12 protein-coding genes are annotated in these 15,102 nt (G+C 71.1%); 9 read left to right on the top strand and 3 right to left on the bottom strand.

Annotated features, from left to right (window positions below; genetic code table 11):
- Positions 1-1,402 precede the first annotated feature (1,402 nt).
- A complete protein-coding gene (locus tag BJ969_RS10705) occupies positions 1,403-2,530 on the top strand; it encodes a type I-E CRISPR-associated protein Cas7/Cse4/CasC (protein WP_184478793.1) in 1,128 nt (375 codons plus the stop codon).
- Between the two features lie 355 nt (positions 2,531-2,885).
- Here BJ969_RS10705 and BJ969_RS10700 read toward each other — a convergent pair whose 3' ends face one another.
- On the bottom strand, positions 2,886-3,107 hold the full coding sequence (locus BJ969_RS10700) for a hypothetical protein (protein ID WP_343071331.1): 222 nt from the start codon (positions 3,105-3,107) through the stop codon (positions 2,886-2,888).
- Positions 3,108-3,485: 378 nt separating this feature from the next.
- Complete coding sequence (locus BJ969_RS10695) at positions 3,486-4,106, bottom strand: TetR/AcrR family transcriptional regulator (RefSeq protein ID WP_343071330.1); 621 nt, start codon at positions 4,104-4,106, stop codon at positions 3,486-3,488.
- A 135-nt stretch (positions 4,107-4,241) separates the two neighbouring features.
- On the opposite strand from BJ969_RS10695, the gene BJ969_RS10690 reads away from it, so the two are divergent.
- The 7 genes from BJ969_RS10690 (at position 4,242) to BJ969_RS10660 (ending at position 12,881) form a co-directional block, all read left to right on the top strand.
- Positions 4,242-4,874 carry an MSMEG_1061 family FMN-dependent PPOX-type flavoprotein gene (locus tag BJ969_RS10690; protein ID WP_184478791.1) on the top strand — a complete coding sequence of 211 codons (633 nt, stop codon included), beginning with the start codon at positions 4,242-4,244 and terminating at the stop codon, positions 4,872-4,874.
- Positions 4,875-5,143: 269 nt separating this feature from the next.
- Complete coding sequence (gene abc-f, locus BJ969_RS10685) at positions 5,144-6,775, top strand: ribosomal protection-like ABC-F family protein (protein ID WP_184478790.1); 1,632 nt, start codon at positions 5,144-5,146, stop codon at positions 6,773-6,775.
- A gap of 478 nt (positions 6,776-7,253) precedes the next feature.
- A complete protein-coding gene (locus tag BJ969_RS10680; protein WP_184478789.1) occupies positions 7,254-7,955 on the top strand; it encodes a response regulator transcription factor in 702 nt (233 codons plus the stop codon).
- Between the two features lie 64 nt (positions 7,956-8,019).
- On the top strand, positions 8,020-9,783 hold the full coding sequence (locus tag BJ969_RS10675) for an ABC transporter transmembrane domain-containing protein (RefSeq protein WP_184478788.1): 1,764 nt from the start codon (positions 8,020-8,022) through the stop codon (positions 9,781-9,783).
- A gap of 571 nt (positions 9,784-10,354) precedes the next feature.
- Complete coding sequence (locus tag BJ969_RS10670; RefSeq protein ID WP_184478787.1) at positions 10,355-12,193, top strand: asparagine synthase; 1,839 nt, start codon at positions 10,355-10,357, stop codon at positions 12,191-12,193.
- The gene (locus BJ969_RS10665) at positions 12,190-12,459 is read left to right on the top strand and encodes a lasso peptide biosynthesis PqqD family chaperone (protein ID WP_184478786.1); all 270 of its coding nucleotides are present in this window, start codon (positions 12,190-12,192) and stop codon (positions 12,457-12,459) included. The genes BJ969_RS10670 and BJ969_RS10665 overlap by 4 nt, the downstream gene beginning before the upstream one ends.
- The gene (locus BJ969_RS10660; RefSeq protein ID WP_184478785.1) at positions 12,456-12,881 is read left to right on the top strand and encodes a lasso peptide biosynthesis B2 protein; all 426 of its coding nucleotides are present in this window, start codon (positions 12,456-12,458) and stop codon (positions 12,879-12,881) included. Before BJ969_RS10665 ends, BJ969_RS10660 begins: the two co-directional genes overlap by 4 nt.
- Before the next feature lie 67 nt (positions 12,882-12,948).
- Here the strand turns inward: BJ969_RS10660 and BJ969_RS10655 are convergent, their stop codons facing one another.
- Complete coding sequence (locus BJ969_RS10655) at positions 12,949-13,590, bottom strand: TetR family transcriptional regulator (RefSeq protein ID WP_221315773.1); 642 nt, start codon at positions 13,588-13,590, stop codon at positions 12,949-12,951.
- Between the two features lie 260 nt (positions 13,591-13,850).
- Here BJ969_RS10655 and BJ969_RS10650 point away from each other — a divergent pair, with 260 nt between their 5' ends.
- Entirely contained in the window at positions 13,851-15,086 is a 1,236-nt protein-coding gene (locus tag BJ969_RS10650) for an oxygenase MpaB family protein (RefSeq protein WP_184478784.1), read from the top strand.
- Positions 15,087-15,102: the final 16 nt, after the last annotated feature.

The raw sequence follows: 15,102 nt of genomic DNA, 5'->3' as shown, positions 1-15,102 counted from the left end.
TCTAGTGAAATCCCCAGAGGCACTTCTAAGGAAATCACCAGCAACTAACCCATTCGCCCCAGCCACCGACTCGGCGAGACCACCGGCAACCGTCTTCCCAGGCGAAACGACTCGTGGGTGATTCCCCTAGGAATAGCGCCCAGCCGCATCGCGCGCGGAGCCGAATGGCGCTCCTCGTTCTGCGCCGGATCAGGGTCACACACCGGACGGCCCGAGTCCACCCCCATCAGGAGCAAGAATTCCCAGTTCACACCCCACGCAGCGGCCAGCGGAGGGATTCGGCACCGCCGACCGGACGTCGCCCGCGCATCCGGCCGCGTCACCATGCGAACACGCGGGGTGAACATTCGAATCGAGCACCTCCGGGATTCCCGACCGGCAGCACGACGCGAGACCATTGCATTCGTCATGGGAACGGTGAACCCGTTCCCGGAACACCCGGTACCACCACTCGGCGCGCACGCCCGCGAATAGCGGACCGCCCCGATACCCGCGACGAGACGCCACCGGCACATCCCCCACCGAATAATGACGCCGACGCCTCTTTGTATACGTCGGCTTGATTCCCCTCGCCGCTCGACAACGGCAATACCGGAAAACTCCGGTCCGCAATGCGGCGGAGCCCGCGCCCCCGCCGACCACCGCCGCGCGCCGGCCCGGCGGGACTCCTCGTGCGCCGCGCGAGAGCGAAGCATAGATCACAGCACGATCACGACCATCGAGACCGCGAGGTTTCGAATAGAACGGGTTCGCGCATCCGCCCTGGTGGCGCCGGAACGACCGCAGGTGATCCGACGGTTCACGCTGAAACCACTTCCGCCGATACCACGTTTTCGCAGTTCACAGCGTCGCGCGCATAGCACGGGGTCACGTTGGCATCACCGGCGGGACTTGCTACCGTCACCTCGAAGTCGCATTCCGGATCGCACTCAGCGCGGAGTGCACAGCAGATTTCCCCTGCACATCAGCAGAACCGGGACGTCCGGCAGCACCGAGCAACGCGACTCGCAGCACGCCCCTAGTCGTCGGCGCCACTCATTCGTTGTGCCCCACTGCTTCCCCGGAGGAAAGCCAGTGAGTTCCGGCCCGCTGGACGGACCGCGGATCTCCCCGATCCGCGCGCCCCGGCGTGCCGCCACGGCCGGCTCGGCCGCGGTGCGGATGCACGAAGCGCGGCGAAGCCGACCCCGGTCCCCAGTGGACGTCGCGGCACCGCATTTCCCTTCGCCCGCAACGGAATTCGCGGGCGACCGGTGGACCACATCGATGTCGTCCCCGGCCGGTGCCACGACCTGACAGCTCCGCGCCGCGCGCGCACCCGACTCCACCCGCGGTGGTCCGTGACGTCCGCCGCTCTCCCCAGCACGCGACATCACGCGAACCCCCGGAGGAAGAACCCGCCATGATCGTCGAGTTACACCTGCTCCAGTCCGTTCCGGCGAGCACGCTCAACCGGGAGGACGTGGAGCACCCTCGGCACACCGGCTTCGGCAACGTCGCCCGCGGCTCGATCTCCGCCCACTTCCTGCGCCGCTCCACGCGCGGCCTGCTCGCCGAGAGCGGGGCGGACCTCTCCTCCGCCGGGATCTCCACCCGCCGGCTGGTCTCCGACGCGGGCCGATGGATCGACTCGGCCAGCTGCCTCGACGATCCCAGCGACGACACCGACGACGCCGTGCGGGAGGCCTTCTACGAACTCGGATTCGGCGTCGCCAAAGCGGATCTGACCCCGTCGGTGATGTTCACCGGGCAGCGGGCGAGCGAGGAGCTCGCCCGGTTCTGCCTCGACGACTGGGACGACTACGCCGACCGCGCCGACCGGCGCAAGAAGATCCACGCGAACGCCGAGAACCCCGAGCACGCGCGGGCGGACGAGCTCAAGCTCCCGAACGTCAAGACCAAGGAGGAGCAGCTCGCGGCGGCCGAACGCATCCTCGCTCCCCGCCAGGCCCTCGACGTGGCGCTGCACGGCAGCGGGATCGCGGAGTACGACGGCTTCAGCGCCGAGCCCGCCGTCGAGGTCGCGCACGCGCTGTCCACCCACCCCGCCGAGTCCGGCGCCGACGCGGCACCGGACGGCACCGTCGAGGTCGACGCCGCGTGCTACTACCGCTACGCCCGCCTCGACCTGGCTCGACTCGCGCACAACCTCGGCGGCGACCGCGAACTCGTCGAGCGCGCCGCGAAGCTCTGGCTGCGCTCGACGGTGCACGCCGTCCCCGGCAGCGGCCCGAACGCCACCGCCGCCCGCACCGTGCCCGAGGTGGTGCTGGCCGTGGTGCGCGAGCACGGTTCGTGGAACCTCGCCAACGCCTTCCTCGACCCGGTCACCGGCACCGACGTGCTGACCCGCTCGGCGGACCGGCTCGTCGAGCACTTCGGCCGGGTCCGCGCCTTCTACGGCACCGACGAGATCCGCGAGGTCTTCGGCGCCGCCATCACCGGCACCCTCCCCCTGGAACGCACTCACCAGCCCAGCACCCTCGACGACTTCACCCACCGCACCATCAACGCCGCCCTCCACGGCTGAGTCCGCGACCCCGGAAGCACTTCGCGGAGGCCGCACCGCCACGATTCGTTGTCATGGCGGGTTTCCCGGCCGCCCGCGAACATCCGAGCTCTCCCAGGCCGCTCGTTCGGACGGCGTTTCACCAGATCCCCGATCTTGATCCGGATCGCCCCCTGGAGTCCGGCCGGACACCGCGAGTTGATGCCGGAACGGCCAGGCGCACAGGTGACGTGCCCTTGGCCCAGCAGTGAGGCGCCCGGACGACGATCGTCGGCGAACCCGGCGAACCCGGCGATCGCGGCGATCGCGGCGTTCGGCGAGGCTCCCTCCGCCGCCGGAGGGGGCCTCGCCGGGTCAGCCGGTCACTGCCGGGGCGTCAGAGCTGGTAGGCCCAGAGCTCGTACACGCCGACGGCGTTGCGGCGGCACTCGTGGCCCAGGCTCGGGCCGCCGCCGTGCGCGTCGTCCCACGCCTTCTCGCACGCGGCGGCGGTGTTGTACCACTTGCCGGTGTAGACGTAGCCCTCCGCGGCGGCGGGCGCCGCGGTGGCCAGCAGCATTCCGAGCCCGAGCGCGGCACCGGTCGCAAACTTCTTCACAGTGATCCCTTCGTCGACCTGCGTGACGGCGTGCCGACCGGACCGACGCGTTCTCGCCGGTCGGCCTCGCCCCATTCCCGGGGGCGGAGATCGCAGGGATTCGCCGCGCGGCGCACCCGCCGCGCGATGAACGAGATTCCCCCTGGTCGGATCAGCCCCCGCACCACCGAGTCGACCGGAACACCGGTCGGCACGTCGGGCGGACCGGGGTCGCGCCGGATTGCGCAGGGAAACCCTTCCCGAACTCCGAACCCGGCCACCTGCGGAGGGTGGACGCCGGTCCGGGCGGCGGCGCAGCGCGCCTTCGGTGCCGGCGGACGACGTTCAGCAGCTCGACTCGAACAGGCTGCGGTCGAGCGGAATTCCGGGGCGCGGAGCTCAGCCCGCCGTGAGGTACCGGGTCAGCATGGCGACCAGTTCGTTCTCGAAGCTCGGGATGTCGATCGGGTCGGCGGCGGCGATGAGCCGGTGCACGACGAGCTCGACGGTGGAGACGACCAGGCGGGCCGCGGTGTGCGGATCGGCCACTCGGACCGCGGGGTGCTGCTCGATCAGGTCGCGGGCGTAGGTGATGTGGAAGCGCTCGACGCGCGCGATCTTGTCCAGCAGCGCCTGCGAGCGCGGCGCCTCCTCGATCATGATGCGCAGCAGCTTCGGATCGTCGAGGTGGTTGTCGATGGCGGCGCGGACGAACAGCCGGATCGTGTCCTCGACGGAGTCCGGCAGCGGCTCGGGCAACCGCTCGCGGGTGTTGCGCAGGCCGTCGTCGAGGTGGCGGGTCAGCAGCTCGACGAGGATCGCGTCCTTGTTCGGGAAGTACTGGTACAGCGAGCCGATGGAGATCCGCGCCCGCTCCGCGATGCGGTTGGTGGTGCCCGCGGCGTAGCCGTGCTCGGTGAAAACGCGAGCAGCCGCCGTGAGGATGCGCTGCCGGGTCAGTTCGGCCCGGACCTGGCGCGGTTGCTTGCGTGGTCGCAGCCGACGCTCACCCGAGTTCACGGCACCTCCTGGAGTGCGCCGGAAAGCGAGTAGCGCACGAAGCGAACAATTGCTCATAATTGTGCCACAGCCTGCGGTGATGTGGCCATCACCGGTGGGCTGACCCGACATTTCCCGCCGTGGGAGGAACCGACCATGACTCACGCCCGAACCCGCCCCCGCCGGGTGTCGATGGACGAGCTGCGCGCACGGCTCGGCCACCCCGACGACATGCTCAAGGCGCTCAAGTCCGGGGACCGCGTCGACGAGCACGTGCACCGCTTCATCGCGCACTCCCCGTACCTGTCGATGGCCACCTCCGACGCGGCGGGCCGGGCCGACTGCTCGCCGCGCGGTGATCAGCCCGGGTTCGTGAAGGTGCTCGACGAGCGCACGCTGGCGATCCCGGACCGTCCGGGCAACAAGATGGCCGACTCGTTCCACAACCTCGCCGAGAACGACGGGATCGGGCTGCTGTTCCTCGTGCCCGGCGTCGCGGAAGTGCTGCGCGTCAACGGAAGCGCCTACGCCACCGACGAACCCGACGTGCTCGCCCGGATGCGGGTCGACGGCAGGGACGCGCAGTTCGCGCTGATCGTCGAAGTGGAGCAGGTCTTCTTCCACTGCGGGCGGGCGCTGCTGCGGTCCCGGCTGTGGGATCCGGACAGCCAGGCCCTCGCCCAGGAAATCCCGTCGCCGGGCGAGATCGCCGCCTCGCAGGCGGGCCTGGACATCGACCCCGCGGTGCTCGAACGCGAGCTGCAGGCCGGGTACCGCCGGCTGTACTGACGCCGCACCCGCTCGGCGGGAAAAACCGTTGTCGCCGGGGTGAGGTCGGCTGTTACGGTGCCGTACGAGCGCAGGACGAGGTTCTGCGGTGCCGCTGAGCAGGGAGTTCCGACGTGGTGAGCGACGACGACATCTCCGGGTGATTCCGGAGCCCGAGCACCTCCGCACCCGTCTCCGGGTGGTCCGGGAGGTCTTGTCGTCGTACCTGTTTCCCCGTCCGCTCAGCGGGCCGCGGTGGCGCGCCCGCCCGGCGTTGGAAGGCATCCTCCATGCCCGACGCACTGATCGTGTGTTCCGATCTCACCTTCTCCTGGCCCGATGACACGCCCGTGTTCGACGAGCTGTCGTTCACCGCGGGCACGGGTCGCACCGGGCTCGTCGCGCCCAACGGCGCGGGCAAGAGCACGCTGCTCAAGCTCATCGCCGGGCGGCACCGGCCGCGGTCCGGCTCCGTCACCGTCCACGGCGTCGTCGGCTACCTGCCGCAGAACCTGCCGCTGGCCGGGGAGCTCACCGTGGCCGAAGTGCTGGAGATCGCCCCGGTGCTCGCCGCGTTGCGCGCCATCGAAGCCGGGGACGTCGACGAGCACCACTTCGCCGTCGTCGGCAACGACTGGGACATCGAAGAACGGGCTCGGGCCGAGCTGGATCGGCTCGGGCTGGGCGACGTGGCGCTGGACCGGCCGCTGGGCACGTTCAGCGGCGGCCAGGTCGTGTCCCTCGGACTCGCCGCGCAACTGCTCAAGCGGCCCGACGTGCTGCTGCTGGACGAGCCCACCAACAACCTCGACCGCGACGCGCGCCGACGCCTGCACTCCGTGCTGGAGGACTGGAGCGGGTGCCTGCTGCTGGTGGGTCACGACCGCGAACTGCTCGACCGGATGGACCGCATCGCCGAGCTCGACCGGGGTGAGATGCGCTGGTACGGCGGCAACTTCACCGACTACGAGGCCGCGCTGCGCGCCGAGCAGGAGGTCGCCGAGCGCAACGTCCGCAACGCCGAGCACGAGGTCAAGCGGGAGAAGCGGGAACGCCAGCAGGCTCGGGAACGCGCGGACCGCCGCGCGAGCAACGCCGCCCGCAACGTCAAGTCCGCCGGGCTGCCGAAGATCCTCGCCGGAGCCCGCAAGCGCCGCGCGCAGGAATCCGCGGGCCGGGCGGACGGGACGCACGCGCAGCGGGTCGAGGAGGCCAAGGCCAAGCTCGACGAGGCCGGTCGGGCGCTGCGCGACGACGAGAAGATCTCCTTGGCACTGCCCGGAACCCGCGTGCCCGCCGGGCGCACGGTGTTCCTCGGCGAAGGGCTGCGCGTCGGCTACGCGGGTCCGCCCGTGTTCGCCGAGCCGGGGGTGGACCTGGCGATCCGTGGTCCGGAGCGCGTCGCGCTCACCGGGGCCAACGGGTCCGGGAAGTCGACGCTGCTGCGCCTGATCACCGGTGAGCTCGCCCCGGAGCACGGCGAGATCACCCGGACCGAGGGGCGCATCGCCTACCTCTCGCAGCGGCTGGACCTGCTCGACACCGGCCGCACCGTCGCCGAGAACCTGCGGGCGTTCGCGCCGGAACTGCCGCAGTCGCGGTTCATGCACGTGCTGGCCCGGTTCCTGTTCAAGGGCGACCGGATGCACCTGCCCGTCGAAGTCCTCTCCGGCGGGGAGCGGCTGCGCGCGACGCTGGCCTGCGTGCTGTGCGCGGAACCCGCGCCGCAGCTGCTGCTGCTCGACGAGCCGACGAACAACCTCGACCTGGTGAGCGTCGGTCAGCTGGAGAGCGCGCTGCACGCCTACGAAGGCGCCCTCGTCGTGGTCAGCCACGACGACCGGTTCCTCACCGAGATCGGCGTGACCCGAAGACTGCACCTGTCCGGCGGTGCACTGCGCGAAGCGGACGGGCCGAGCTGATCGGGCGGCACCGGCGAGGAATCCGCTGAGACGATCCCGGCCGATCAGAACAATCCGCACGGTATCCGAAACAGGAATTTCCGACCGGCATGCGGAACAACAGAACCGGCAATGGGAAACCGGTAGAGCGCGCGAAGAACACTCCTGCGCACGAGCGTGACACCCGAAGGGACGTATGCGATTACCGCCCACTTCCAGTAACTTGGAAGAACTGGGAAGGTGATCGACCCGATTCGGTCGGCGGCATCGGATCACATCAGATGTGGCGTGATCCGACCGATGCCGTACGGCCCGCGTCGACCGGGCTCCGCACCTGTTGACGTCGGGAAATCAGACCGCTGACGCGGGACGGGCCATCGCGGCGCGCGAATCGACGTCGATTCGCGCGCCGCACCCGCCGGGCAGCCGGACATCCGCCGTTGCACCGAACACGTGCACCATGCGCGTTCGATGAGCAAGACGATCCGGAGGAGGAACAGTGGGGGGAAGCATTTCCGGTGACGGGTCCACACGGAATGCGGCCATCCTCATCGCGCACGGCATTCCCGCTTACCGCTACGGGCTCGCGCTGGGCTTGGAGAAATCAGAATTCGCGGTGCAGGAGTCCGCTCCGGCGGACGCGCCGGACACCGGCGAGTGGGACGCGTGCCTCGTCGAGGTGTCGCGGTCCGACGCCACGATGCTGGCCACGCTGCGCGCGACCCGGCGGGCCCGAGTGCTGATCGCACTGCTCGACGAGCCGGACCCCGAGGACTACCGCGCGGCGCTGCGCCTCGGAGCCGACGGCCTGGTGGCCCAGGACGCGGCGCTCGACGAGATCATCACCGTGCTGCGGCTGGCGCTGCGCGGGTCGGTCCTGCTGCCGCTCGACGTCGCCCGGTCGCTGTCGGCCGGAACCACCCGCCCGCCGACCGCGCTGAACCTCACCGGCGTGGATCGCGAATTGCTGACCCGGCTGGCGATGGGCAGTCCCGTCGCCGACATCGCCAAGTCCGCCGGGTACTCGGAACGGCAGATGTACCGGCTGGTCCGGGAGATCTACCACCGGCTGGGCTCCCGCAACCGCAGCGAGGCCATCGCCACCGCCACGCGGTGGGGACTCATCTCAGGGGACGAAAGCGCGACCGCGGCGGGCTCGGAGGCGGCCGGACGACCGCCGCCACGCGCCCGCTGCCACTGACTCGCGCCGGCGGATCCGCCCGGATTCCCCGGAAGTTCCTCGATCAACGCCCCGAAGGAGTCACGTGCTACAAGTCTTCCGGCCGACCAGGCATGGCGACGACGACGAGGAGGACTCCCCCGAACTCGTCGACGAGCAGGTCCCGGACGAACCGGCCAGGCGGGTCGGCGTCCGCGACCTGATCAGGGTCGCCCGCGGGCACCAGCGCGCGATCATGATCGCGCTGGTGCTCTCGCTGCTGGGCGCCGGTTTGGGGCTGGTGCAGCCGCTGCTTGCCGGTCGCGCCATCGACGCGTTCTCCCGGCAGCAGCCGTACCTGCCGCTGATCTGGTTGCTGGCCGCGGTGTTCCTCAGCGAGGCCGTGGTCTCCGCGCTCGGGCACTACGCGCTGGAACGCTCCGGCGAGGGCATCGTGCTGGGCCTGCGGCTGCGGGTGATCGGCACGCTGCTGCGGCTGCCGATGCGCCGCTACGAGCAGCGGCGGCTCGGCGACCTGCTCGCGCGCACCACCAGCGATACGACGCTGCTGCGGGACACCTTGGCCTACGACCTCTCCGAGGTCGTCGTCGGCGTGTTCGTCGTGCTCGGCGGGACCGCCATGATGATCTGGCTGGACGCCGCGATGTTCCTCATCGTGCTGGTGATCATCGGGGCGATCGGGGCGCTGACCATGCTGCTGCTGGCGGGGATTCGCCGGAACGTGGAGGACGCGCAGGACAGCCTCGGCGGGATGACCGCGGAACTGGAGCGGGCGCTCTCGGCGATCCGCACGGTGCGGGTGCTGCGCGCGGAGGACCGCGAGCAGGAGCGCATCGGGCGGCGCGCCCGGCAGGTGTACGAGCAGAACCTGGGTGCCGCCAAACGGGATTCCGTGGTGAACCCGGCGATGACGCTGGCCATGCACGCCTCGCTGATCGCGGTGCTCGTCGTCGGCGGCATCCGGGTCGTCAGCGGCGCCTCGACGCTCGCCGACCTGGTGGGGTTCCTGCTCTACGTCACCTACATCGCCACGCCGATGGCCAACATCTTCGACGTGATGGCCACCTTGCAGCGCGGCCTGGCCGCGTTGCAGCGCGTCGACGACGTGACGCGGATGCCGGTGGAGGAGGATCGCGCCCCGGTCACCACCACACCGCGCGAACCGGTCGCGCCGGAGGTGCCCGCGGTGGAGCTGCGCGACGTCTGGTTCGGCTACGACCCGGACGAACCGGTGCTGCGCGGCGTCTCGTTCGCCGTGCCGCGCAACACCCACGTCGCGCTCGTCGGGGCGTCCGGCGCCGGCAAGTCGACGATCTTCGCGCTGCTGGCCCGGTTCTACGACCAGGACAGCGGGCGGATCCTGCTCGACGGCGTCGACGTGCGCGAGGGCATGAGCCGCCGCGAGTGCCGGGCGCAGCTGAGCCTCGTGGAGCAGCACTGCCCGATCATGCACGGCACCTTGGGCGAGAACATCGCCTACGCCCGCCCGGACGCTCCCGCCGAGGAGGTCCAGCGCGTGCTGCGGCTGGCGGCGCTGGAGACCTTGGTGCGGCGACTGCCGCACGGGCTGGACACGCCCGTCGGTGAGCACGGCGATCTGCTCTCCGGTGGCGAGCGGCAACGGATCGCGCTGGCCCGCGCGCTGCTGCCGCGGCCCCGGTTGCTGCTGCTGGACGAGCCGACCTCGCAGCTCGACAGCGCGAACGAGGCGGCGCTGACCGAGACCATCGCGAAGGTCTCCGACGAGTGCACATTGCTGGTGATCGCGCACCGCCCGTCCACGGTGCGCGCCGCGGACGCGGTGGTGACGCTGGACGCCGGCCGGGTCACCGGAACCACCGCGAACTGAGCGCGTCCGCACCCGAGAAGGGCTTCGCCGAACCATTCCGGCGAAGCCCTTCTCGCACGCCCGAAAAAGGGTAACGACCCACGATCACGATGAATCACCGGAATCGACGCGATTACTTCCAGAATCCTGTCGAACATACCTGACGACACGTCACGAATCCGCCATGGAAACGGCCACCACCTGCACGTACGTGCCATCGAAGTGCGCCTTTCGCGCCATCGCGAACGACACTTTCCGACCGCGGAAAGGCAGCCGGAATCCCGGCTCGACATGGATTGCCGGCCACACCCCGGATAGCATCATCATTACGCTGATCAGCGTCTAGGGAAATGAGAACAGGGCACCACCGATTCCAAGGAGTGGCCATGTATTCCAAGCCCAGCATCCTCAAGGTCGGCGGCTTCCAGAAGCTGACCCAGCACAGCCGGCCGGCGAAGAAGGACAAGGCCGGGCGCCGTCGCCCCCGGCACATCCTGCTCTGAGCCACCGAGCACCGCGGACAGGAGCGCGAGCCACGGGCCACCGTGGCTCGCGCCAATCGCTCGCCCGTTCCCGGCTGGAGGCCTCTTCCATGAACCGTTTCAACCGCGCGGGCGAGTGGCTCGTCGTCCTGCCGGACCACCCGTCGTCCGCCCCGATCGCGGACGAGCTGGGCGGCGCGCACCGCGTCGACCACCCGTCCGGACGTCCCTGGCTGGTCGGCGACTGGGGTGCGGCGGACCTGCGGGTCGGCGTGGCAGGCCATACGAAGGTCGCCGCGCTCGGCTCGTGCGCCGCGGACCCCGAAGTGCTGAGCCGGATCGCCGACCGCACCCGTTCGGTCGCGGACCTCGACGGGACGGCGTTCGAGCAGGCGGGCTGCTACCACCTGCTGGCGTCGGTGCGCGGCGTGGTGCGCGCTCAAGGAACCCTGTCCGGGCTGCGCAGGCTGGTGCACGCCCGGGTCGGCGGCATCACCGTGGCCGCCACCCGCGCCGACGTGCTCGGCGCGATCACCGGAGCGGACGTGGACCCGCGGCGGCTGCTGCTGCGGCTGCTGCTCTCCGAAGTCGCGCTGCACACGGTGAACACCCCGCTGTGGCAGGGGTTGCACGCGGTCGACGAGGACGGCTGCCTCGTGCTGGACGAGCAGGGGCGGGCGCAGGTGCACCGGCGGTGGAGCCCGCCTCCCGACGACGTTCCGCTGCGGGACGCGGCGGCACGGCTGCGCGTGGCGCTCGACCACGCGGTGCGGGCGCGGGTGGACTCCGGGCTGACCGTGAGCAGCGACCTCTCCGGCGGCCTCGACTCGACGACGTTGTGCTTCCTCGCCGCCCAGGGCGGACGACCGCTGACGACGCTCACCACGTTGGCCACCGACGTCGGCGACGACGACCCGCACTGGGCGGACCTCGCCGCCGAAGCCCTTCCCGGTGTGCGCCGCCTGCAATTCGCGTTCGCCGACCTGCCCACGCCCTACGACGACCTGCTGCGCGCCGGGCCCGCCGGGGAGGAACCGTTCCCCGGCATCGAGGACCGCACGATGTACCGGGCGCTCGCGGCGCACCTCGGCGATACCGGGACGGAGCTGCACCTCACCGGGGACGGCGGGGACGAAGTGCTGCCCGGCGGGTCGTCCGGCGTGTTCGACTTCATGCACACCCGGCCGTGGACCGCGTTCTCCCAGTTGCGCGGATACCGCGCGCTGGAGCACTGGACGTGGGCCGACATCGCCCGCATGGCGTGGGAGCAGCGCCGCACCTACCCGGCTTGGCTGGCCGACCGCGCGCGCCGCGTGATCGCCTCCCCGCTGGACGACGAAGGGGCTTCGGCGCTGCTGCAACTACCGCCGTGGGCGACCCGGGACGCGGTGGAGGCGGTGCGGGAACTGCTCGTCGAGGAGGCCGACGCCGCGGGCCGCCACGACGTCGGCTGGACCGAGCACCACACGATGTGGGGCATCCGGCTGTGCGCGAACCTGGTGCGCGGCACCGTGCCGGTGTACGCCGCCGAAGGGATCCGGCTCAGCTCGCCGTACCTGGACGACGCGGTCATCGCCGCGTGCGTCGCCGCCCGCCCCTACGAGCGTCGTTCCCCGTGGCGCTACAAGCCGCTGCTGACCGAGGCGATGCGCGGGATCGTGCCGGACCGCTCGTTGCGGCGGGTCACCAAGGCGGAGGGTTCCAACCTGGAGCACGCCGGGATCCGCCGGAACGTGGCCGCGCTGACCGAGCTGTGCGAGGACTCGCGCCTCGCGGGGCTGGGCCTGATCGACGAGAGCAGGTTGCGCGCCGTGTGCACCGGTTTCCAGCTGCGCCTGTTCACCCCGTACGCGATGTCCATGACGTTCAGCTGCGAGCGCTGGCTGCGCGATCTCGACGAGCGGACCGCGCCCCGGGTGCTCGCCGAACGCACCGAGGTGACCTCATGACCGTGCGCCTGCACCGGGACGTCTCCCTGGTCGGCACCGACGACGGCGGCGTGCTTCTCGACCAGCGCTCCGGGGAGTACTGGCAGCTCAACCGCACGGCCGCGACCACGGTGCGGATGCTGCTCGACGGAGCCTGCGAGCAGGACGTCGCGACCGCGCTCGTCGCCGAGTGCCCGCCCGGCGAGGTGGACCCCGCGCAGGTGCTGGCGGACGTGCACGAGCTGGCGGAGCAGCTGACGGCAGCGAAGCTGGCGGTGCGCTCATGAGCACACCCGAGACGTTGTTCCGCCACGACGACCGCGCCCCGCTGCGGATCCGGCTCGCCGCCCGCCTCGCCGTCGTGCTCGCGCTGGGGTTGTCGCGGCTGCCACCGCGGCGGATCAGGGCGGTGCTCGTGGCGGTGCGGGGCCGGGCGCGGCCCGCCGAGCACGATCAGGTGCTGGCGGCCAGGCGGGCGGTCGTGGCGATCAGCGTGACCTGCGCGGGCAAGGGATGCCTGCCGCGCTCGATCGCGACCGCGCTGCTGAGCCGGATGCGCGGCCAGTGGCCGAGCTGGCGGGTGGGGGCGCGCACGGCGCCGTTCGGCGCGCACGCGTGGGTGGAAGCGGAGGGGCGCGCGGTGGGCGAGGACGCGAACATCGCCTCGTTCCGGCCGTTGCTGTCGGTCGACCCGCGCGCCGTCGAGTGAGTTCGGGCGCGGCGGATCCCGTGCGGTGCGGGGACATCCGGGAGCCGTGCGGCTTGACGTCGCCCGCTCACCCGGTTCCGGGCCGCCGGGCGCCGATCCGGTCGGCGAGGTAGCCGGTGAGCAGGCCGGTGATCTCGTCGACGACGGTGTCGCGGTCGATGCGCGGGCGGTCCAGGACGTAGCTGATCGTCAGGTACTCCACGGTGCGCACCAGCACCCACGCGACCGCGTCCACCCGGCCGCCGCGCCCGCCGTCGTGCAGCAGCAGCGTGGTCGTCACCAGCTCGTCGATGCGCTGCTTGAAGTCGCCCCGCCGGGTGTCGGCGGCGGGCGGCAGCTGCTCGTGGAGCACCCGCACCAGGCCCGCGTTCTCCTCGAACGCGTCGAGCAGCGCGAGCACGTTGCCGCGCACCGCGCCCGTCAGCGATCCGCCCGCGAGGTTGCCGACGAACGCGCTCGAAATGCGAGCGTGCATCCGATCGGTGGAGCGGTCGATGACCTGGGCCAGCAGCACGTGCTTGTCCGGGAAGTACTGGTACAGCGAGCCGGGGCTGATCTCCGCGGCGGCGGCGATGCGGCTGGTGCTCGCCCGGTCGTAGCCGTGCTCCAGCAGGACCGCGTGACCCGCGTCGAGGATTCGCTCGACCATCGCGCGGGACCGCTCCTGCCGGGGTTCGCGGCGCACCGGCCGCCGAGCACGCGACGTCACGACCACTCCTCGACGAATAGCCACCGCGCGTTGAGCCCCGTCCTCTCGGCGGCGACCGACCGCCGCAGCGAACCGGCCACCGGCGGTGTCTCCGCCATTTCCTCGGGAGGACGGCTTCTTCCCCCGTAGGAGAGCCGCTCGCGAGAAGATCCCGCAGCGAGCGAGCAGCTGGGATTCCGCCACCCGGACACCGAAAAGCCCTCCCCGATCCCGCAAAAGCGAATTGAACGCGAATGAATCTTCGTGTCAGCATCGTTCACATGACCTCCGTGGCGCAACGCCCTTCCGAGACCGCGTACCCCACCCGGTTCCGCGGGGCGCCGGAGCGCTCCGAGCGCATCGGGCGCGTCCTGCGCCTGGCGGCCGGGGTGAAGGAGCTCGACGAGGAACTGGTGGACCGGATCGGGCGCAAGATGTCCACCCGCGACGAGGTCGGCGCGCGGCTGGTGCGCGCGATGGGCCGGGATCGGCCGGACGCGGAGCGCGTGACGATGGCCCGGTTCGGGGAGGCGCTGGAGCACGGCATCGACTCGGTGCCGGACGCGCCGGAGCCGCTGCGCGAGTTCTTCGCGGTGGTGGACGAGGTTCCGGACTGGGTCGACTTCGACGAGGTGGAGCGCGGAGCGCGCACGATCCGCCGGATGGGCCGCAGCGTGGACGACGTGCTGCTGCAGCTGTCGCTGATCGGCGGTTATCGGTTCGGCGGGCCCGCGGATCTGCTGGTGGCCACCGGTGGGCTGACCGGCTCCACCGCGATGCGCAGGCTCGGTGAGACGAAGAAGTGGGCGCTGGCCATCAGCCGGCCGGGCGGGATGCGCCGCGACGGCGAGGGCTTCAAGCTCACCGTGCACGTGCGGGCGATGCACGCGCTGATCAACCACCGCTTCGAGACGAACGGCCGGTGGGACGCGCAGCGGTGGGGACTGCCGATCAACCAGGCCGATCAGGCCTCCACGCTCGGCCTGTTCAACAGCACCCTGCTGCTCGGGGTGCGCGCGCTCGGCTGGATCGTGACGCCCGCGGAGTCGCGCGCGGTGATGCACGCGTGGAAGTACGTGGGTTGGTTGATGGGCGTCGACGAGGACTGCCTGTTCGACACCGAACGCGAGCAAAACCGCTTCAACTACCACATCCTGCGCGTGCAGGACGACGTCACGCCGGCGGGCGCGGCGTTGTCCGGAGCGCTGGTCGAAGGCAAGCGCAACCTGGACCACGGCCGGTTCGGCGCGATCGCCGGACCGTACGCGCGGCTGCGGCTGCTGAGCATGCTGCGGTACTTCCTCGGCAAGCGGGACCTGCGCGACCTGGAGCTGCCGGTGACGCCGATCTGGGCGATCCCGCCGATCGTCGCGACGAACCTCGTGCGGTCCGGGCTGATCGCCCGCAGCCGCCGCGGACGCCGCTACCTGGAACGCGCCGGCGACCGCTTCGCGCAGCGGGACCTGCGCCGCACCTTCGGCCCCGACAGCCCGGAGATCGGCGCGCTGCCGGGGTGATCGCTGCGCTGCTCGG

This window comes from Saccharopolyspora gloriosae, from assembly GCF_014203325.1.
In the GTDB taxonomy this organism is placed as follows: Bacteria; Actinomycetota; Actinomycetes; order Mycobacteriales; family Pseudonocardiaceae; genus Saccharopolyspora_C; species Saccharopolyspora_C gloriosae.
Note: the sequence above shows the minus strand (reverse complement) of the source record. Positions and strands in the feature narration are given on the sequence as shown.

What these genes read in the sequence shown, in the direction of transcription:
- BJ969_RS10670 (WP_184478787.1), top strand. Translation starts at nt 10,355, where the DNA reads ATGAACCGTTTCAACCGCGCGGGCGAGTGGCTCGTCGTCCTGCCGGAC.
- BJ969_RS10660 (WP_184478785.1), top strand. Translation starts at nt 12,456, where the DNA reads ATGAGCACACCCGAGACGTTGTTCCGCCACGACGACCGCGCCCCGCTG.
- BJ969_RS10690 (WP_184478791.1), top strand. Translation starts at nt 4,242, where the DNA reads ATGACTCACGCCCGAACCCGCCCCCGCCGGGTGTCGATGGACGAGCTG.
- BJ969_RS10705 (WP_184478793.1), top strand. Translation starts at nt 1,403, where the DNA reads ATGATCGTCGAGTTACACCTGCTCCAGTCCGTTCCGGCGAGCACGCTC.
- abc-f (WP_184478790.1), top strand. Translation starts at nt 5,144, where the DNA reads ATGCCCGACGCACTGATCGTGTGTTCCGATCTCACCTTCTCCTGGCCC.
- BJ969_RS10665 (WP_184478786.1), top strand. Translation starts at nt 12,190, where the DNA reads ATGACCGTGCGCCTGCACCGGGACGTCTCCCTGGTCGGCACCGACGAC.
- BJ969_RS10650 (WP_184478784.1), top strand. Translation starts at nt 13,851, where the DNA reads ATGACCTCCGTGGCGCAACGCCCTTCCGAGACCGCGTACCCCACCCGG.